Source organism: Nonlabens sp. Hel1_33_55, from assembly GCF_900101765.1.
Classification (GTDB): domain Bacteria; phylum Bacteroidota; class Bacteroidia; order Flavobacteriales; family Flavobacteriaceae; genus Nonlabens.
Map to the genome: position 1 here is coordinate 3,130,959 of NZ_LT627735.1, position 19,598 is coordinate 3,150,556.

The 19,598-nt window shown below is 38.6% G+C and carries 18 protein-coding genes; 7 read left to right on the forward strand and 11 right to left on the reverse strand.

Annotated features, from left to right (window positions below):
• Nucleotides 1-129 precede the first annotated feature (129 nt).
• From der to BLO34_RS14035, 6 genes are all read left to right on the forward strand, one after another.
• Nucleotides 130-1,434, forward strand: coding sequence for a ribosome biogenesis GTPase Der (gene der / locus BLO34_RS14010; RefSeq protein ID WP_090756197.1), 1,305 nt, complete (start codon nt 130-132; stop codon nt 1,432-1,434).
• Between the two features lie 44 nt (nt 1,435-1,478).
• The gene (locus tag BLO34_RS14015) at nt 1,479-4,235 is read left to right on the forward strand and encodes an outer membrane beta-barrel protein (protein ID WP_090756199.1); all 2,757 of its coding nucleotides are present in this window, start codon (nt 1,479-1,481) and stop codon (nt 4,233-4,235) included.
• 231 nt (nt 4,236-4,466) lie between these two features.
• Complete coding sequence (locus BLO34_RS14020; RefSeq protein ID WP_090756201.1) at nt 4,467-5,168, forward strand: glycosyltransferase family 2 protein; 702 nt, start codon at nt 4,467-4,469, stop codon at nt 5,166-5,168.
• The gene (locus tag BLO34_RS14025) at nt 5,165-6,652 is read left to right on the forward strand and encodes a cellulose synthase family protein (RefSeq protein ID WP_090756203.1); all 1,488 of its coding nucleotides are present in this window, start codon (nt 5,165-5,167) and stop codon (nt 6,650-6,652) included. The genes BLO34_RS14020 and BLO34_RS14025 overlap by 4 nt, the downstream gene beginning before the upstream one ends.
• Nucleotides 6,653-8,047, forward strand: a complete 1,395-nt coding sequence (locus BLO34_RS14030; protein WP_090756204.1) for a glycosyltransferase 87 family protein — start codon at nt 6,653-6,655, stop codon at nt 8,045-8,047.
• 101 nt (nt 8,048-8,148) lie between these two features.
• Entirely contained in the window at nt 8,149-8,724 is a 576-nt protein-coding gene (locus BLO34_RS14035; protein WP_090756206.1) for a helix-turn-helix domain-containing protein, read from the forward strand.
• Between the two features lie 7 nt (nt 8,725-8,731).
• Here the strand turns inward: BLO34_RS14035 and BLO34_RS14040 are convergent, their stop codons facing one another.
• The 9 genes from BLO34_RS14040 to BLO34_RS14080 all read right to left on the reverse strand — a co-directional run bounded on the left by BLO34_RS14040 (nt 8,732) and on the right by BLO34_RS14080 (nt 17,080).
• On the reverse strand, nt 8,732-9,427 hold the full coding sequence (locus tag BLO34_RS14040; protein ID WP_157686851.1) for a hypothetical protein: 696 nt from the start codon (nt 9,425-9,427) through the stop codon (nt 8,732-8,734).
• Between the two features lie 86 nt (nt 9,428-9,513).
• Entirely contained in the window at nt 9,514-9,825 is a 312-nt protein-coding gene (locus tag BLO34_RS14045) for a hypothetical protein (RefSeq protein ID WP_090756209.1), read from the reverse strand.
• 77 nt (nt 9,826-9,902) lie between these two features.
• Entirely contained in the window at nt 9,903-11,444 is a 1,542-nt protein-coding gene (locus BLO34_RS14050; RefSeq protein ID WP_090756211.1) for a bifunctional GNAT family N-acetyltransferase/carbon-nitrogen hydrolase family protein, read from the reverse strand.
• A 139-nt stretch (nt 11,445-11,583) separates the two neighbouring features.
• The gene (locus BLO34_RS14055; RefSeq protein WP_090756212.1) at nt 11,584-11,982 is read right to left on the reverse strand and encodes a hypothetical protein; all 399 of its coding nucleotides are present in this window, start codon (nt 11,980-11,982) and stop codon (nt 11,584-11,586) included.
• Between the two features lie 65 nt (nt 11,983-12,047).
• Complete coding sequence (locus BLO34_RS14060) at nt 12,048-13,016, reverse strand: deoxyhypusine synthase family protein (protein WP_090756214.1); 969 nt, start codon at nt 13,014-13,016, stop codon at nt 12,048-12,050.
• Nucleotides 13,017-13,029: 13 nt separating this feature from the next.
• Nucleotides 13,030-13,653: a hypothetical protein gene (locus tag BLO34_RS14065; RefSeq protein WP_090756215.1), complete on the reverse strand. Its 624-nt coding sequence runs from the start codon at nt 13,651-13,653 to the stop codon at nt 13,030-13,032.
• Nucleotides 13,643-14,581 carry an agmatinase gene (gene speB, locus BLO34_RS14070; protein ID WP_090756217.1) on the reverse strand — a complete coding sequence of 313 codons (939 nt, stop codon included), beginning with the start codon at nt 14,579-14,581 and terminating at the stop codon, nt 13,643-13,645. The genes BLO34_RS14065 and speB overlap by 11 nt, the downstream gene beginning before the upstream one ends.
• A 52-nt stretch (nt 14,582-14,633) precedes the next feature.
• Nucleotides 14,634-16,025 carry an arginine decarboxylase gene (locus BLO34_RS14075; protein WP_090756219.1) on the reverse strand — a complete coding sequence of 464 codons (1,392 nt, stop codon included), beginning with the start codon at nt 16,023-16,025 and terminating at the stop codon, nt 14,634-14,636.
• Between the two features lie 74 nt (nt 16,026-16,099).
• The gene (locus tag BLO34_RS14080; protein WP_090756221.1) at nt 16,100-17,080 is read right to left on the reverse strand and encodes a pseudouridine synthase; all 981 of its coding nucleotides are present in this window, start codon (nt 17,078-17,080) and stop codon (nt 16,100-16,102) included.
• 283 nt (nt 17,081-17,363) lie between these two features.
• Between BLO34_RS14080 and BLO34_RS14085 the strand changes: the two genes are divergently transcribed.
• On the forward strand, nt 17,364-17,573 hold the full coding sequence (locus BLO34_RS14085) for a hypothetical protein (RefSeq protein WP_090756708.1): 210 nt from the start codon (nt 17,364-17,366) through the stop codon (nt 17,571-17,573).
• Here BLO34_RS14085 and BLO34_RS14090 read toward each other — a convergent pair.
• Nucleotides 17,570-18,520, reverse strand: coding sequence for a carbon-nitrogen hydrolase family protein (locus BLO34_RS14090; RefSeq protein WP_090756222.1), 951 nt, complete (start codon nt 18,518-18,520; stop codon nt 17,570-17,572). The two genes, BLO34_RS14085 and BLO34_RS14090, sit on opposite strands and share 4 nt — an antisense overlap.
• Nucleotides 18,517-19,455, reverse strand: coding sequence for a geranylgeranylglycerol-phosphate geranylgeranyltransferase (locus tag BLO34_RS14095; protein ID WP_090756224.1), 939 nt, complete (start codon nt 19,453-19,455; stop codon nt 18,517-18,519). The genes BLO34_RS14090 and BLO34_RS14095 overlap by 4 nt, the downstream gene beginning before the upstream one ends.
• Between the last annotated feature and the right edge of the window lie 143 nt (nt 19,456-19,598).

Sequence of the window (19,598 nt, forward strand, 5' to 3'; positions counted from 1 at the left end):
TTTCGCGAAAGCGAACTCAATAAACAACTTCTTTTCATTTCAAATACTCCTAAACTAGCGATCTATTCTATCGTTAATTGCAGGCGTTGCGCACTTTAAAAAAATTACCTTTGCAGCTGCAAAAGCAGGATTATGAGTATTGTAGCAATCGTTGGTAGGCCCAACACTGGTAAAAGCACCCTTTTCAACAGATTAATCAAACGCCGTGAGGCCATAACCGATGCGGTAAGTGGTGTGACGAGAGATCGCCATTACGGTAAAAGTGACTGGAATGGTCGTGATTTTTCGGTTATTGATACTGGTGGTTATGCCATAGGTAGCGATGATGTTTTTGAAGAAGAAATTGATAAGCAGGTGGAACTTGCCATCGACGAGGCAGATGTGATCCTATTTATGGTGGATGCTGCAGATGGAATCACTCGCGAGGATGAAGATGTCGCGCAATTATTGCGTAAAATCAAGAAACCTGTACTATTGGTCGTTAATAAAGTAGACAATCCATCCAGAGAACAGGAGGCCTACGAGTTTTATAATTTAGGATTAGGTGATTATCATTCTATTTCCAGTATAAGCGGCAGTGGGACTGGTGATTTGCTCGATGCTGTAGTAGAGAATCTTCCAGAACCTAGAGAAGAAGTAGAGGAGAATCTCCCAAGATTTGCGGTTGTGGGTCGACCTAATGCAGGAAAATCATCCTTTATCAATGCGCTTATTGGTGAGAATAGATACATCGTTACAGATATTGCTGGAACGACTAGAGACTCTATCGATACTAAGTATAACCGATTTGGGTTTGAGTTCAATCTGGTCGATACTGCAGGAATACGCCGTAAGAAAAAGGTTAAGGAAGACTTAGAATTTTATAGTGTGATGCGCAGTGTGCGAGCTATTGAACATTGTGATGTTTGTATGGTAGTGCTGGATGCTACCAGAGGTTTTGACGGTCAGGTACAGAATATATTTTGGCTGGCAGAACGCAACCGCAAAGGAATCGTCATTCTAGTCAATAAATGGGATCTTGTCGAAAAGGAAACCAATAGTGTGCGTGATTATGAAAAACGCATACGTCAAGAAATGGAACCTTTCACTGATGTGCCTATTGTTTTCATTTCGGTCTTGAACAAGCAACGTATTTTCAAAGCCATTGAAACTGCTGTTGAAGTTTTCAAAAACCGTAGTAAGAAAATTAAGACCAGTAAGCTCAATGAGGTCATGTTACCTATTATAGAAAATACGCCACCACCATCGCTTAAGGGTAAATTTGTAAAAATCAAATTTATCACTCAGCTGCCTACGCCGCAGCCGCAGTTTGCATTCTTCTGTAATTTACCTCAATATGTGCGTGAGCCTTACAAACGTTTTTTGGAAAATAAATTGAGAGAAAACTTTGACTTTCATGGTGTGCCGGTCAGTGTATATATGAGGAAGAAGTAATAAAACATTTTCCTACACGTTGTAGGAAAAGACCAACTAGACTAATGAAGAAAATTTTATTCATGTTCACGTTCCTTTTTTTAGGAACGTTGACGTTTGCTCAACAATTCGAAATTACAGGAACTATTGCAGATTCATTAAGTAAACAAAAACTGTTGAGCGCTACAGTTTTTCTTGAATCTGTGGAAGATTCTACTCTGATAACGTATTCCATTACAGATATCGATGGAAAATTTAACTTGACAGGGAATACCAATTACGAGCTTTTAAATTTCTACACCTCTTTTCAAGGATATCAGGAAGTTTCTAAAGTAATTGATTTGACCAAGGGGCGTCAAATTGATATGGGAACATTGCTCTTAAGTAATGATATTGAGGCACTAGGTGACGTTATAGTTACTGCTAGAAAGGCACCCATCACTCTTAAACAAGACACGTTAGAATTCAACGCTAAATCTTTCAACACGAGAGCAGATGCGACTCTGGAAGATGTGATCAAAGAATTACCAGGAGTAGAATTAGATAAAGATGGAAACATCACGATTAACGGTAAATCAGTCACCAAGATTCTTGTGAATGGTAAAGAGTTCTTTGGAGATGACCCACAAGTTGCTCTTAAAAATTTACCGAAAGAAATAATTGATAAAATTCAGGTAACAGAGTCAAAGACTGAGGAGCAGCGACAATCTGGTGACGCTGGTGATGATAATGCCAGCGAGATTAATATTACCATTGATGAGGACAAAAATAAAGGCTGGTTCTCTAGGCTTACCGCTGGAGCTGGTACTGACGATCGCTACTCCATGAGTGGTATTGTAAATTATTTTAAGGAAGATCTTAGGATTAGCGTGTTGGGAAGTAGCAATAATATCAACAGTCCAGGTTTCTCATTTGATGAGGTGTATGATGCTATAGGAAATAGCGTTTATTCTGGAGGTCAAGGTGGACTCAGTGGACTGTATTACAACAATAACGATGGGATTACCAGTAGTAGATCTGCCGGATTCAATGTGAGCAACGAATTTGGGGAAGTTATAGAGGCAGATGCAAATTACTTTTATGGTAAATCAGATAACAGATCAGCTAGAGAAACTATTAGAACTACATTTCTTCCCGACAGAACTTTTACCACAAACAGTAGTAATGAAAGCAATAGGGTAGCAGACAACCATCGATTTGGTGGACGTGTGGAGGTCAAACCAGATACACTGACTTCAATCACCTTTAGTCCTGGAGTCACAATCTCTACAAATTCTGATGTATCAAATCGTTTCTCGACCTCCCTTGATGAAAACGGAAATGTAATTAATGATTTAAACTCAAACAGTAGTACGACATCTGATAGCCGCAATCTGGAAGGTGATATCTATGCGAGCCGCAGGCTTAAGAAAAAAGGGAGTTTTGTTAGCTTTTTTGTTTATGTTAATGATGACCAAAATGATTCGCAGGATCTCTTTAGATCAGAGAGAAATACTTTTACTGGAGATACGCCTACAACAGAGATCCAAAATCAAATCATCGATCAAAAAACTCGTAATTCCAGATTCAATTTAAGTCCGCGATACAGGCAAGCCTTAGATAGCAACTGGCGAGCCTCTGTGGAATATAATTATCAATACAGGAATCAAAATAGCGAGCGTAGCGTTTTTGATGTTGATCCTAATTCTGGAAACCGTTCCTTCAATCAAGCTTTGAGCAATGACTTTAATGTAATCAGCGTCCAGCAACGGCCTGAAGTTGGAGTCCAATATGAAAAAAATGAATTAAGGTTGGAATTCAACACGGGCTACATTTTCCAAACTTTAGAAAGTGAGGATGTATTACAGCGAGTAAGTTTTGATAAAAGCTTTGGAAATATTTTCTTACAGGCAAATATTCGACAAAAATTAGGGAAGTTCGGACGGGTTTATCTTAATTATAATAATAGCGTCAATGTTCCCAGTGTAAGGCAGCTACAACCTGTTGTGAATAGAACTAATCCTTTGAACCTGATAGTAGGTAATCCAGATCTTGATGCTACTGTGCGTCACAGTATTCGTTTCAATTTGAGCAATTATAACTGGGAAATAGGAGAAGGCTTTTATATGGGAGGAAATTACGATATAAACAACAATGACGTTACCGCCATTACAACCACTGACCAGGACCTTATCCGTACCACAACTTATGTTAATGTAGATGGTAATCGCAACGGTTACCTTTACGGTAGTTTCAGTAAGAATTGGAAAAAAGACAAGAGACAGATAGGCGGTGACCTGTCCATTAATGCCAGTTACAATCGCAACAATTCCTTTACAAATGGCCAGAGGTTTACAAGTGAGATCCTAGGTATTACTCCTAGGGTCTCCTTTGAATATTCAATAAGAGATATATTTGAAATTGATCTCGATTACAATTTGAGTTTGAATACGGCATCCTATGATATAGGTAGTATTCAAGATCAAGAGTTTACAAATCATAATTTCAATATTGACTTACTGACCTTCTGGCCTAAAAACGTCACATTGGGATTGAGAGGTGAATACAATCGCTATGGAAATGTATCAGACCAGTTTGATAATGATAGTTTTGTGGTGATAGGCAGTTTAGGTTACAAGTTTGCTAAGGATAGGGCGATAGTCAAACTAAAGGCGTACGATATATTTGATCAGGTGATTGCGACTCGTCGGGTAGCTACTCAGGATTACATTCAAGATACGAGCAGTCTTGTTCTAGAGCGCTATTTCATGCTAAGTTTCACCTACAAATTCTCTAAGTTTGGTGGGTCAGATCCTAACGAGAAAAACAATGGTTTTAATTAATGATTTTATAAGTTCGCTTTCGCGAAAGCGAACTACTAAAAACCGCTAAAGGTCGATCGTCGTATATGATCAACATTTCCTTTTCTAAAGTGCACAGTTCCTAAAGTGTAGGTTCATATCACAAGTTTAAGAGTATTATGGATAGCTTTGCGGCTTTGGATCCATACCTTAAAAGCTACAAAACGCAAGATCCCAACCGATCTCCTGACGATTAGGACTTCTTAACAACCTATGCCAAAACGACCTATTATTAATGTGATTATTCCTGCTTTTAACGAGGCAGATTCTATAGGATCTGTTCTTGCAGATATTCCTGCAATTGTAGAAGAGGTCATCGTAATAAGTAACAATTCTACAGATGATACTGTGAGCAATGCCAGAGAGGCCGGCGCAACGGTTTTAACTGAATATAGGCGTGGTTATGGTTTTGCTTGTTTAAAGGGATTGGAATATGTTGCTCAAAAAGAAATCCAACCAGACATCATTGTATTTCTGGATGGTGATTACAGCGATTATCCAGAACAGCTCACACAACTTGTAGCACCTATAATTGAATCAGGTATTGATCTAGTCATAGGTGCGCGCAAAAAAGAATTGAGGGAATCTGGATCCATGACTGGCCCACAAATATTTGGAAACTGGCTAGCTACCAGTTTGATGACTTTATTTTTCAACTCCAGGTTTACGGATTTAGGACCTTTTCGTGCGATAAAATATGATAAGTTGGTTGCATTAAAAATGGAAGATCAGACGTATGGATGGACGGTAGAAATGCAACTAAAAGCGCTTAAAAAAGGCTATTCCTACACAGAGGTTCCCATGCGATACCGCAATAGAATAGGGGTCTCAAAGGTTTCAGGAACAATCAAAGGTGCTATCTTTGCAGGTGTTAAAATTTTAACATGGATCTTCAAATACGGCCTTAAAAAATGATCTTAGAGTGGATTTGTATTACTGTGTATTCAGCGTCATTGCTCATGATCCTATTTTATTCTTTTTCGCAGCTTAATCTACTCGTTAATTATCTTAAGGCGCAAAATAAAAATAAGCAAGCCTCTATTCCTGTAGATCAAACAGACGAATTACCGTTTGTCACAATTCAGTTACCAGTTTTCAATGAACTATATGTTATGGAGCGATTGCTGGATAACATGGCCTTTCTTGAGTATCCTAAAAGCAAATTAGAAATTCAAGTGCTAGATGATAGCACAGACGAGTCTGTGGAGATCACATCTGTAAAAGTCAAGAAACTTCAAGATTTAGGTTTTGACGTCAGTCATATTCAGCGTGAGATACGAACGAGTTATAAGGCCGGTGCGTTAAAGGAAGGTTTGAAAATCGCAAAGGGTGATTTTATTGCAATATTTGACGCAGACTTTCTTCCAGAATCAGATTGGTTGCTTAAAACAGTAGGTCATTTCAAAGACCCCAAAGTAGGCGTTGTACAGACAAGATGGTCCCATCTCAATAGGGATTACAGCATTTTGACACAAGTGCAGGCTTTTGCACTGGACGCACATTTCACGCTAGAACAAGTAGGTCGCAATTCAAAAGGTCACTTTATCAACTTCAACGGTACGGCAGGGATCTGGCGCAAGCAAACCATTTTTGATGCTGGTAACTGGCAAGGCGACACACTAACCGAGGATCTTGATTTGAGCTATCGAGCCCAACTTAAGAACTGGAAATTTGTATATCTAGAAGATGTCACCACTCCAGCCGAATTGCCGATTGTCATTAGCGCGGCTCGCTCTCAACAGTTCAGATGGAATAAAGGTGGTGCAGAGAATTTTCAGAAGATGTTTAGAAAGGTGCTGTCCAGTAAAAACCTTTCTTTAAAGACCAAGTTTCATGGCATTCTTCATCTTCTCAACAGCACCATGTTCCTCAATGTCTTGATCGTTGCTGTTCTCAGTATTCCTATGCTGTACATCAAAAATGAGTACGAGCACCTCAAAGTTTATTTTATCGTGATGAGCTTTTTCGTGATAAGTACGATCATATTTTTCATTTGCTACTGGTTCATGTACCGCAATACCTATGGTGGTGGCTTTAAAAGTTTTGTGACCTACATTGGGATGTTTTTTACTTTTTTCAGCATAGCGATGGGGTTCTCATTACACAATTCTATTGCGGTTATTGAAGGTCATTTAGGCAAAAGCAGCGAGTTTGTGCGCACCCCTAAATTCAATCTCGCTGTAATGGGCAATAATTGGAAGACCAATAAATACCTGCGAAAAAAATTGAGCCCCAACGTCATTATTGAAGGTATACTTATGTTATACTTCATATTCGGGCTGTATTCGGCATTTATTGTGGGCGATCAAGGCGGCGATTTTGGACTATTTCCATTTCATTTGATGCTCGTGATTGGATTCGGTTTTGTGTTTTTCTCGAGTTTAACTGACAAGCAGTAGATGAAAGCGCGGCTGCAGAACGGCTTTGCAATACTCTTGATTCTAAGCTTTTTTGGGTATGCTCTTTTTAGTTCGCTTTCGCGAAAGCAGTTTCTCGACAACCTTCTCGTCTATTCAGGATTATTTGTATTCTTTATAGGATTTTACTGGATAGCAGTTCAATCACGTAAAAAAGGAATTGAACTATTTCCAAAATGGCTATCACTCAAAACAGACATCAAACCGAATCTTGTCGCATGGCTGTTGGCTGGACTGGCATTACGACTGGTTTTTTTATGGGACACGCCTAATCTTTCCCAAGACTTCTTTAGGTTCATATGGGATGGTCACATGTTACTTAATGGTTATAATCCATACCTGTATCTGCCTGATGATATCATGGCTAATGGTGTAGATTTCATTCCAAATGCTACTTTGTTGCATGCATCCATGGGTGAACTTTCCAGTGGTCATTACACGAACTATCCACCATTCAACCAATTCTTTTTTGCAGCCGCTGCATTCTTAGGTGGCAAAAGTGTGGTGATGACAGTGGTCTGGATGAGAGTTTTTATCATCATCGCAGAGATCCTGATTTTCATTTACGGTATCAAGCTATTGCGTATTCTAGGAAAGCCTGCAGAATTGATTTTGCTCTATTATCTCAATCCGTTTGTTATGATCGAATTAACTGGCAATCTGCATTGGGAAGGCGTTATGGCTTGTTTGATGTTGATAGGAGTCTATCACTTCATTTGCTATGATCGTATCAAGAGTCCTATTTATTTAGGTCTTGGAATACTTCTCAAGTTGTTGCCATTGATGATTCTGCCATTACTATTGAAGTCGTTAAAATGGAAAAAGCTGATTTTGTTTTTCGGAATTCTAGCTGCAGTACTTATAGCTGGGTTTGCGCCTTTTTTATCCTCAGAGTTGTTTGATAAATACAGCTCCAGTGTTGGGCTGTGGTTCAATAGTTTTGAATTTAATGCGAGTATCTATTATTTGATACGAGCCATTGGCTATGAAATTATAGGTTACAATATTATTGGTACTGTTGGAAAGATTTTATCGATTATTATATTGATCTCAATTCTGGCATTGGCTGCCTTTAGAAAGAATCAGTTTCCAGAGTTTTTACTATCCAGTATTCTATTCTCTTTTACGATCTACTTATTGCTTTCCACAACGGTGCATCCGTGGTATTTGACAATACCATTGCTGTTCTCCATATTTACGAAATACCGTTATGTGATTGTCTGGAGTTTTTTAGTGTTTGTTAGTTATTCGGCGTATTCAAATACTGAATATCAAGAAAACTTGTGGTGGGTTGCTGCAGAATATTTGATTGTAGTAGGTATTTTAATATTTGAATTGCTTTCGCGAAAGCGAAATAGTATATTGAATAACAGTTAGTTGACACTTTTGTCATAAGAGTGTCGTAAACAAGTCCACTGGAAAATGAGTAAAGTCGATGCGTCGCTAGATACATTTGAACGAATTTAAAACTACAACTCATGGAATCGATTGCCGCTAAAATTAAACAAGCACGAATTAAGAAAGGAATGTCTCAAGAAGAGCTGGCAGAATTATCGGGAATCAGTTTGCGAACCGTCCAGCGTATAGAGAATGAGCAGAATGAGCCGCGAGGTAAAACACTTCAATTGATTTGTGAAACGTTGCAGATTAACATCGAGGATTTACTGGATTATGGGAAGAAAGAAGACCGACAATTTCTTGCTTTTTTTCATCTATCAATCCTTATTGGAATTTTATTTGGAGTTGGAAATATTCTGGTACCATTAATATTATGGATGACCAAAAAAGATAAAGTGATCGGTCTTGAGAGAATAGGCGCAAAAACATTAAACTTTCAAATATGGTGGACCATTGCTATGATAATGATACCGGCTGTTGGCATCGTTTTGTTTTTACAAGGTAATGGACTTCCAGGTATTAAAACCTTTGCAAGCATCTTTATGATTCCGTTAGTGATGATGCTGATAAACGCAATTTTAGCAATTGTGTTCACGATTTTAAACTACCGTGGAAAGCAGGTAACCTATCCTAGTATTATTCCAATGATTAGATAGGAAGGTTTTAGTAACAACCTTGGTTATACTTATAAATAAATTGATCTACCTCGCCTTCTTCAAATCTTTTTTTCTCTTTGATGGAATTGACCAAATTTTGACAATCAGACATGAGTACATCAGCGTTTTTGCTTAAAAAAGAAGCTTTAGACCCTTTTTCAATAATGATAGAACCGTCAAATGTTTTATAGAAATATCTACCTACCTTATAAGTGTATCTTGAATCTATCGGGACTTGATTATAAATGGTATTCCCGTGAGTATCAGAATAAACAGCAGAATTTAGAAAATCTGATTTCTTTTTAGCAGTGATTCGGTAACCATAATAGGACAAATCACCAGAAATTAACTCTCGCGCATATACCCATTCTGGCTTCTCTGCTGTTCCCAAATTATAAGTTATTAAATAAAGTCTCTCCTCTTCATCTTTTGGATTTTCTGGAAAGAAAAAATTATTTTTTGTAGTGACTAAAATATCGAGGATAATAAATTCAATTTCCTCTGGCTGTATTATTAGTGGATTATCAAATTCAGACTGTTTTAACTCTATCGGTCGATTGGGCTTTCTAGGTATCTCTGCCTTTCCATAAAGCTCGTTACCGTTCACCATACCAATTACCAAATCAGTCTCTTCAATCTGCGAAAAGGACAAAATTGATGTAAAGACAAATAGTAATAAAAACCGATTTTTCACGAACTCCATGATTTAATAAACTGAACTAATAACTCACTTTGGAAATATTCTATTAATTACAAAATAGAACCATCTCGAGCAGTACAGCTATTCAATTATTCAAGGTAAGCTATAGATTCTCCTAAGGTATATCGCAACCGTTTCATTTTACCCTTTCCAGAAAACTGTATCTCACCATCGATACTAAATTCTTCATACCCAGTGGCAATAATCTGTTTGGTTATATTGTCATAAATGATGCGTTCCGCATTCTTAATCGTGAGTAAATCTGTCTTTAGATTTACATTACCGGAATAGGTGTTCAATTTTAAGTCACTATCTAAAGTTACACTGTCGGCTTCAAATTCAACCAACGGTTTTTCTTTCTCTTCAGTTTTGGTTTCTTGTCCAAAACATATCGATCCCATTGCTAAAAAAATTATTACAAGCAAATTTCTCATAGTTCTTAAATTTTAGATTAAGATAATATTTAATTTCTTAAAATTTACTTCTTCACAACCTCATAAAGATCTTCACGTCTGTCCTTCAGATTCTTAACGGCTCCGTGATTATGGAGTTGCTTCAATAAGTCCATATCTACATCTGCAACCAGGATCATTTCTGTATTTGGAGTAGCCTCAGCTTTGACACCATTGGATGGGAATGCAAAATCACATGGTGTGAAAACAGCACTTTGCGCATAAGAAATGTCCATGTTCTCAACTGCTGGTAGATTACCTACGCTTCCAGCAATTGCTACATAACATTCATTTTCTACCGCTCGAGCCTGGCAACACAAACGTACTCTTGCATAAGCATTTTGCGTGTCAGTTAAGAAAGGAACAAATAGGATTTGCATGCCGTCTTTTGCCATGATACGGCTCAATTCTGGGAACTCACTATCATAACAAATCAAGATGCCTATTTTACCGCAATCGGTATCAAAGGTTTGGATTTTACTACCGTTGCTTAGACCCCAAACTTTTTGCTCATCTGGAGTAACGTGGATCTTCTCGTACTGTTCGATCCTTCCATCACGGTGGCATAAGTTCCCGACATTGTAAAGATGTCCATCGATGATCTCAGGCATGGAACCTGTGATGATGTTGATGTTATATTTGATCGCTAGGTCAGAGAATTTATCTCTGATCATAGAAGTATATTTAGCCAACTCCCTAATGGCGCCACTTACACTATGGTCATTATAAGCCGCCATCAACGGTGCATTGAAATATTCTGGAAATAATGCGAAATCAGATCTGTAAGCAGCAAGGCTGTCCACAAAATATTCTACCTGTTGCATCAATTCTTCAATACCAGAATAAGGCCTCATTTGCCATTGGATAAGACCAAGGCGAACGGTGCTCTTCACGGTTGTAGTATCGTCAGCATGAAGTGGCTCTGTATAATAAATATTATCCCATTCCAATAAAACGGCATACTGCTTAGATGCGGCATCTTCATCCAGATAATTTTTCAATACTCTGGACACGTGAAAGTCATTGCTCAGCTGAAAGTTCAAGACTGGATCATTGATCTCTTTCATTCGCACCTTTTCAATGTATTGTTTAGGCGTGAAGTCCTTGGCATAGTTATGATATCCAGGTATTCTACCGCCAAAAGCGATACCTCGCAAATTCAAATTCTCACACAATTCTTTACGATAGTCGTATAAACGTCGACCCAATCGCATACCACGATACTGTGGTTTGATAAACACCTCTATTCCATAAAGAACATCACCATCTTCATCGTGCGTTGTGAATTTATAATTGCCAGTAACTTGCTCATAAGTATACTGACCTCTAAAATCATCATAATTTACAATGATAGATAGTGCACAGGCAACAATCTCATCATTCACCTTAAGCACTACCTGGCCTTCAGGAAATTTGTCAACAAGCGTTTTGATCTGTTTCTTGTCCCAAATGGAGTCTGGCAGATTGCTATAAGAATCAATCATCGCATGCTTCAACTGTTCGTAATCTTCCGTTTTCAGGAACTCTAGGTTGAGGTTGTCGATTTTGTCAATATTAATGGTACTCATTATGATGTGTTTATAGATGTTAAAGGTACTACTCAGGCCTGTTCACGATTACCTATATGTTGTTAATTACCGCAGATCAAAAAACCCATGAACCACAATGGCTCACAGGTTTGTATAAGTTATCAAAAGAACTACGTTGTTAAAGAGTTCCCTCGTAATCAATTCTTTGATTACACTCACTTCTACATGAAAAGGAAAGCTTATTCCAGCCTGTATCACGTATACGTTCAAGATTTAGACCGTTATCGGTTTTTGCCACAGTAAATTTGAAATCAGGAAGATTGTCGCTTACATCTGCCAGTGTATTGACCGTATTACTGGTCATCCCATAAGCATCAACGCCTTGCGGCTGATAATTATTAACCGTAAAAGATAACTCAGTCCAAGCGCAACCTTGTGTACATTTGAGTTTAACGTCATTATCAATAACAGAGACAATCTCAATATTGAAATCTCGACTTACCTCATTAGCATTCTTTTTTGAGCCGCAACTGACAAGAGTCGCTGTCAAGAGGAATAGGCATATAATATTTTTCATAGGTTTTGTTTTTGTGAACTGGATTATGATGTTTTCGCTTTCGCGAAAGCGAACTATTCAACCATCTACATATTCAATAAATAGGCAAAAATCAACGGAGCCACGATGGTTGCATCACTCTCCACAATAAATTTAGGTGTATCGATATCAAGTTTTCCCCAAGTGATTTTCTCGTTGGGAACTGCTCCAGAATAACTACCATAACTGGTCGTAGAGTCTGAAATCTGGCAGAAGTAACTCCAGAACGGCGTGTCTGTACGCTCCATATCTTGATACAACATAGGCACCACGCAAATAGGGAAATCTCCGGCGATACCACCACCAATTTGGAAGAATCCAATACCATTCTTGCTGTTATCTGTATACCAGTCTGCGAGATAGGTCATGTACTCGATTCCGCTTTTAACGGTGCTCGCTTTGAGTTCTCCTTTAAGAACATAGCTGGCAAAAATGTTACCCATTGTACTGTCTTCCCAGCCTGGAACGACGATAGGAAGATTTGCTTTAGCAGCTGCGTACATCCATGAGTTCTCAATTGGGATTTCATAGTATTCTTCCAATACACCGCTTAAAAGCAATTTGTACATATACTCGTGAGGGAAATAGCGCTCGCCATTAGCCTCTGCATCTTTCCAAATTTTCACGATATGTTCCTGCAATCTTCTAAAAGCTTCTTCTTCAGGAATACAGGTATCGGTTACTCGGTTAAGTCCTTTTTCCAACAAATCCCATTCATCTTGAGGAGTCAAATCGCGGTAGTTGGGTACTCTTTTATAATGTGAGTGAGCGACTAGATTCATCAGGTCTTCCTCTAGATTGGCACCCGTACAAGAGATGATGTGAACTTTGTCTTTGCGTATGACTTCAGCAAAAATTTTTCCTATTTCTGCCGTACTCATGGCACCTGCTAGGGAAACCAACATTTTAGAGCCGTTGTTGAGTTGGTCTTCATAACCTTTGGCGGCATCGACTAGCGCGGCACCGTTAAAGTGTAGGAAATATTTTTCTATGAAATCAGTAATTGGTTTACTCATGATATTATTTTAATTAAAAATTTGGATTGGTAAATCCTTCAAACTCTGAAACCTTAGTTGTTGGACATTGATTTATGATGGCGTAAAATTTATTAATGTTAGTCGCAGCCGTCGCATAACTTATGGTCGCTACACCATTTTTTAAAGTAATAATTTTATCAACTAAGTCTACGGGTGTTCTAGTAATACTCATAGTAATTGGGCCGCTATATCCATCAGTAGTAAGTTCGAAAACCATATTTAGGTCAGTCTTTTTTTGATTTACGATTTGAAAATCAATGTCTTCATGAATTCCGTAACTTTTAATTTGATCTTGCGATACTTTGTAAGCTACGAACCCGCCATCACAAGAATCATACAGATAAAATTGTCCGTTTAAATATTTCAATTCTACAAACGTATTTGGGTCTAAATCACCTAATTGATCTTTAAGAGTTTTATGTGCCGTCGTATCGTAATTAGCATCAAGGAAAATCTCAGTGGTTTCTGGATCAATTTTTCTAGAATCTTTGAGCGGTAGAATCCGAGATGAATTTGATGGAATCTCAACTTCTTTTGACGCTACGGGCGCGCAAGAAATCTCAATTAATACTAAAAGGAGTAAACAAATGGAACATGAAATTGAATCAATCCTCATTAATATTCTTCATTTTTTTCAGGCCAGCTTTAGCAAATCCTTTATCGGCATCATAACCTTCTTCACCTTCTAGTGCGATATCCTTGAACTTATAGCTCAACATCTTGTAGTACAATTTTGCTGCTAGAAAATCTGATGATTTCTCATTAGGATTAGGACAAAGTTCCACAATGTCAAAACCTACTACATTTTTCTCTTCAAAAACGCCACGCAAGAAATCTAGTGTCTCATACCAAAACAACCCACCAGGCTCTGGAGTTCCCGTTGAAGGACAGATGGAAGGATCAAAACCATCAAGGTCGATGGTGATAAACACATTTTCAGTTAAAGCTTCGGTAGCTTTTTCTGACCAGTAATCGTCCTGCACCATCTCGTGTGCGTAGAATATTCTTTCTTCGTCATTAATACCTAACTCAATGCTATCCATACTACGGATTCCCACTTGAACCAGATTGGTATTTTGACTTGCTTCATATACGGCACAAGCATGATTGCAGCTGCTGCCATCATACTCTTTACGTAAATCTGCATGAGCATCAATCTGTAGAACGCTCAGATTCTCAAACATTTCATTGAATGCACGTATACTTCCAATGGAAATTGAATGCTCACCGCCAAAAAGCGTCACAAACTTATTTCGCTTTATATATTTTTTAGTTGCGGCATGAACCGCATCTACCATTTTCTCTGGAGAGGAATTCTCTGAAACTGGATCTGCAAGATAAACACCGTGTTGGTAGACCTCAGTATCTGTCTCGATATCATATAATTCCATGTTGCGACTGGCGTCAAGAAAAGCATCTGGACCTTTATCGGCTCCTTTTTGCCATGTACTGGTTCCATCATAGGGAACTGGAATTAAAACTATAGAAGCGTTATCCAGTCCAGCATATTGATCTTCAATGCCGGCATAGTTAGATGTACTCATGATAATATGTTTAATGTCAAGTGGTTAAATATAATAAATATGACTCACGGATTTAATAACCCAAAATCTCAAGCATCTGTTCAGAGGTTTGTTGATCCCTAAACAATTCTGTCACTATCTCGCCATTCTCATCTCTATCAATCAAAACATGTTTGGGAGCAGGTATCAAACAGTGTTGAATACCACCATAACCACCTATAGTTTCCTGATAAGCTCCAGTGTTGAAAAAGCCTATGTACGTAGGTTTGTCTTTATGATATTTAGGTAGGTAGATCGCGTTCACATTTTGCTCACTGTTGTAATAATCATCACTATCACAAGTCAAACCACCTAATAAAACGCGTTCATACTCATCATTCCAGCGATTGAGCGGCAACAAAATAAAACGTTTGCTAATGGCCCAGGAATCTGGTAAAGTCGTGATGAAGGAACTATTGATCATGCTCCATTTCTCACGATCGTTCTGTTGTTTTTGATGCAAAATCTTATAGATCGCACCGCCACTTTCACCTACGGTAAAAGAGCCAAATTCAGTAAATAAATCCGGAACGGGAACCTCTGCATCATCACAAACCTGTTTGATCTGGCTCACGATTTCTTCTATCATATATTGATAGTCAAAATCAAAAGCGAGGCTGTTTTTAATGGGAAATCCACCACCTATATTCAAGCTATCTAGTGTTGGACAAATTTTCTTGAGACTCACATAAACTCTCAAACATTTATGCAATTCGTTCCAGTAGTAAGCTGTGTCACGTATACCAGTATTGATGAAAAAGTGAAGCATTTTTAGTTCCACTTGATCATTTCCTTCAATTTGATTTTTATAAAAAGCGTTGATGTTTTTATAACCTATACCTAATCTACTTGTGTAGAATTCAAACTTGGGCTCTTCTTCACTAGCGATGCGTATACCAACTTTGAATTTCTTTTCAGTCGCCTGCTGTAACAAGGGTAATTCCTCATGATTGTCGATGACTGGAATACAGTTTTTCTGTCCAGAATCAATAAGGCTGGCAATATTCTCTATATATAGGTCACGTTTAAAACCGTTGCAAATCACGTAAGTGTCTTTGCTGATCTTACCACTTTTTTTCAGACTCTTGACAATGTTGATATCAAAGGCGCTACTTGTTTCCACGTGGATGTCGTTCTTCAAGGCCTCATCCAGCACATACTTGAAATGCGAGCTCTTAGTGCAATAGCAGTAACGATATTTTGCTTGATAGTCCGCTTTCGCGAAAGCGGAATCAAACCAGCTCTTTGCACGATTGATGTTCTCTGAAATCTTAGGTAGATACGTGAACTTTAATGGGCTTCCATATTCCTGAACCAGTTTCATGAGATCGATACCGTGAAAGTGGAGTTGCTTTTCTTTGATGTCAAACTCTTCCGTTGGGAAATGGTAGGTCTGATCAATGAGATCAATGTACTTAGTGTTCAATAGGTAATTTTAAATGAAATTTAAAAAGCTAATATCTTATTTGCTAGGAACTTCTATGTTATACAAATATTAAATTATGCAAGCATCTTGAGGTTGATGATTTCTTGTTTGTTGAGCAACCTGTAGTGTCCACGTGGTAGATCCTTTTTAGTTAAGCCACCTATCACAACTCGATCAAGGGTTACTACTTCATAACCAACACTATCAAAAATGCGCTGGACGATGTTGTCCTTTCCATTGTGTATTTCAATACCTATTTCGTTGTTCTTGCCGCCATCAACATAATTAATATCCTCAATTTTTATTTCTTCGCCTTCAATCGTCACTCCATTGCGCACTTTCATAAGATCTTCATGTTTGAAACTACGGTCGAGTGCAACATGGTAGATTTTGCGAAGTTTCTTCTTAGGGTTATTCATAGAATTGGCAACCTCTAGATCATTGGTAAATATCATCAGACCCAATGACTTTCTTCCTAGACGACCTATGTAATGCAACTTACTAGCAGATGCACTAGCCATAAGATCCATTACCGTTTTGCTTTGCTTTTCACCAGTTCTAGGTGTGATGAATCCTTTAGGCTTATTAAGTAGGAAATATTCTTTCCTTTTAGGCTCCACAGAACGGCCATCAAATTTAACTTCATCAGACGGCTGCACACGGAAACCCATTTCAGTCACCGGCTTGTCATTTACCGTGACACTACCAGCAGCGATATAGATGTCTGCATCGCGACGGCTGCAAAGACCGCTATTTGCAATGTATTTATTGAGACGAATTCCAGAAGCCGAACTCTTCTTAGTAACGGTTCCTTCTTTCTTTTTACGATCGATGTATTCTTTCTTCGTCACAGGATTACCAGATCTGGAAGTACCAATGACTTGGTTCTTACCACCTCGTGTATTTTTTGTGGAAGCGCTGCCGCGTCCGGAAGTATTGCTTTTATGATCCTGTGAACCAGCATTTCTCCTATTACCACCTTTACTGTTGGAATTGGACTTACCGCCTTGACGGCCAATGCCTTTACCACTAGATCCTTCATTGCCTCTACTCATCACTCTAATTTTTTGCAAAGATACATTTTTGACAAGAGCGGAGTTCAAAAGAAAAATTAAATGAATTTAGATTAGAAACGAGGGGAAAGAGGAGAAACAAGAGATAATAGAAAAGAAAAGAGAAGAAACTAGAAACATGAGTCAAGAAACAAAAGGCAAAAGACAAAAGATCTAATTGACGGGATTAATTGTATTGATGTTAAAGTCGAAAATAATCCAATGAACTAAGTAATTCGTTGTAAGGAGTTCGTTGATAATTTATGGAGAAGACACCGCAATAAAATTGGCTCATCAACTTAAAAATCACAATTTCATTACCACATTACCACATTACCACATTACCACATTACCACATTACCACATTACCACATTACCACATTACCACATTACCACATTACCACATTACCACATTACCACATTACCACATTACCACATTACCACATTACCACATTACCACATTACCACATTACCACATTACCACATTAATGATTAATCAAACTTAACAGTCGATTGTCGTTCCCTATTCACGTGTAATTGTGTGACGTCTGGTCTGGAATAATGACCTGAAGGATCAAAGTTTTGACGCTCTTCGTAAACTCGGTTGAGGTCGAGTGTTGCTGTGATCAATTCTTCTTTTCCAATTTGCGGCTCTATGATCCACTCGCCATCGGGTCCTGGGATGCAGCTACCGCCATTTGCCAATACCGCTGGTGCATTTTCCAAAAGCTCTTCCAGGTGCGGCGTTCCTGCAGGGAAATCCTCTTTGAGCATCATACTGGAAACGGATAAAACGTAAGTTCTGCCCTCACGAGCTATAAATCTAGTAATATCCTTTGTGTTGTGATCGCTTCCAGGCCAGGCCGCGACATGAAGATTAGTTCCTTGCGCATACATGGCAGCGCGTGGCAAAGGCATCCAATTTTCCCAGCAATTAAGACCGCTGACGGTAAAGTCCTTTAGTTTGTGGGTAACTAATCCGTTGCCGTCACCTGGAGACCACGTGAGTCGCTCGTCATAGGTAGGTTGGAGTTTGCGATGTACGCTTTGTACGATTCCGTTTTGGTCAATGTAAACCAAACAAGCATACAGACTATGACCACCGCGATCGCCGGGACGTTCGATGATTCCTATATAGATGGCTATGTTGTTAGCTTTCGCGAAAGCGCAAATATCATCAAGATCTCCTCGCTCAATATCTACCGAATTTAATGCGTAGTGTCGGTGAAGCTCCTTGACCACCGTTTTATTCCACGCGGCACCATCAGTTAGGGCCAGCCAAAAAGGATAACCCGGCAACAACGCCTCACCAAAAACAACTAATTCTGCACCTTGGGATTTAGCATCCTTGAGTGTTTTCAAAATCTTATTTAGGGTTGCATCACGATCCAACCAAACCGGTGAGATCTGTGCTAAGGCGACTTTTATAGTGGAGTCACTCATAAAAAGGTTTGGATTCTATCAAGGATTGCCGGTAAATCAATAAGGAGAATTGAAAACACACCAGCGACGATGATGATTTTGAGTATAAAATGAATCAGTAGATATTCACGCTTACGTCTGGAAGACCATAATAAGGGTAAGCAAACCAACAACGCTCCAGTTATAAACGCAAAATAATAATCCATGTAACCGGTCTCAAAGATTAATATGAGGGCTGTTACGGGTAAGAATGTAATAATGGTCAGTGCTGTGTAGAATTTTTTAGAGGTACGTTCTCCTAACACTACTGGCAACGTCTGATAATTTTGTGCTAGATCGCCACGCAGGTTTTCCAGATCCTTGATCAATTCTCGCATTCCTATGATTAGAAATAGGAATAACCCGTGAACCAAAATCACTGGATAGAAATTTTTGTAATACATGAATAGCACAAAAAACGGAGTTATAGCAAGTGCCGCAGCCATCAGGTTGCCTACAAACAGCACCTTTTTTATCTTATGGGAATAGAACCACATTGCTGTGATGTATAACGCATAGAATAATCCAGCGCGCCACGAGACGATCATTCCCATAATAAAGGCAGCTCCATTCAAGGTGAAATAAACCGTCCACAATGTCGATTGCTTGACCTGATTTTCAAGAATGGTTTTTTGGGGTCTATTAATAAGATCTTTTTCCCGATCGTAGAAATTATTGATGATGTAGCCACCAGCAATTGCCGCCGCAGAAGCTACTATAATGAGCCACAACTTATAATCAGTCAGGATTTCTTTGATGGGAGTATTGTGGGCTATTATAAATATGGTAGCAAACAATTGTGCAATCGCTATGAGACCTATATTGTATAATCTGACACTAGAGAATAGGCTCAAAACCTTAACCGTCAATAGTTTGGTGTTGGATTTACGGTGTGCGACGGTTGATGAAGTTGCCATGATTCAAAGTTAGCGATTTATGAAGTTCTGGAATTTAATTTGACCTAGGATTAATCGCCCAATCAATAGTTGCTGATGGACAACGTTTTGATTTCAACCTAATCAACTATATCATGAAATTATCCAGAACTATTTTTTCGGCT

Bases quoted from the DNA above. Each gene is read 5' to 3' on its own strand.
- BLO34_RS14020 (WP_090756201.1), top strand. From the start codon at position 4,467: ATGCCAAAACGACCTATTATTAATGTGATTATTCCTGCTTTTAACGAG.
- BLO34_RS14015 (WP_090756199.1), top strand. From the start codon at position 1,479: ATGAAGAAAATTTTATTCATGTTCACGTTCCTTTTTTTAGGAACGTTG.
- BLO34_RS14080 (WP_090756221.1), bottom strand. From the start codon at position 17,080: ATGAGTAGAGGCAATGAAGGATCTAGTGGTAAAGGCATTGGCCGTCAA.
- BLO34_RS14095 (WP_090756224.1), bottom strand. From the start codon at position 19,455: ATGGCAACTTCATCAACCGTCGCACACCGTAAATCCAACACCAAACTA.
- BLO34_RS14030 (WP_090756204.1), top strand. From the start codon at position 6,653: ATGAAAGCGCGGCTGCAGAACGGCTTTGCAATACTCTTGATTCTAAGC.
- speB (WP_090756217.1), bottom strand. From the start codon at position 14,581: ATGAGTACATCTAACTATGCCGGCATTGAAGATCAATATGCTGGACTG.
- BLO34_RS14040 (WP_157686851.1), bottom strand. From the start codon at position 9,427: ATGGAGTTCGTGAAAAATCGGTTTTTATTACTATTTGTCTTTACATCA.
- BLO34_RS14035 (WP_090756206.1), top strand. From the start codon at position 8,149: ATGGAATCGATTGCCGCTAAAATTAAACAAGCACGAATTAAGAAAGGA.
- BLO34_RS14065 (WP_090756215.1), bottom strand. From the start codon at position 13,653: ATGAGGATTGATTCAATTTCATGTTCCATTTGTTTACTCCTTTTAGTA.
- BLO34_RS14025 (WP_090756203.1), top strand. From the start codon at position 5,165: ATGATCTTAGAGTGGATTTGTATTACTGTGTATTCAGCGTCATTGCTC.
- BLO34_RS14060 (WP_090756214.1), bottom strand. From the start codon at position 13,016: ATGAGTAAACCAATTACTGATTTCATAGAAAAATATTTCCTACACTTT.
- BLO34_RS14045 (WP_090756209.1), bottom strand. From the start codon at position 9,825: ATGGGATCGATATGTTTTGGACAAGAAACCAAAACTGAAGAGAAAGAA.
- BLO34_RS14055 (WP_090756212.1), bottom strand. From the start codon at position 11,982: ATGAAAAATATTATATGCCTATTCCTCTTGACAGCGACTCTTGTCAGT.
- BLO34_RS14050 (WP_090756211.1), bottom strand. From the start codon at position 11,444: ATGAGTACCATTAATATTGACAAAATCGACAACCTCAACCTAGAGTTC.
- BLO34_RS14090 (WP_090756222.1), bottom strand. From the start codon at position 18,520: ATGAGTGACTCCACTATAAAAGTCGCCTTAGCACAGATCTCACCGGTT.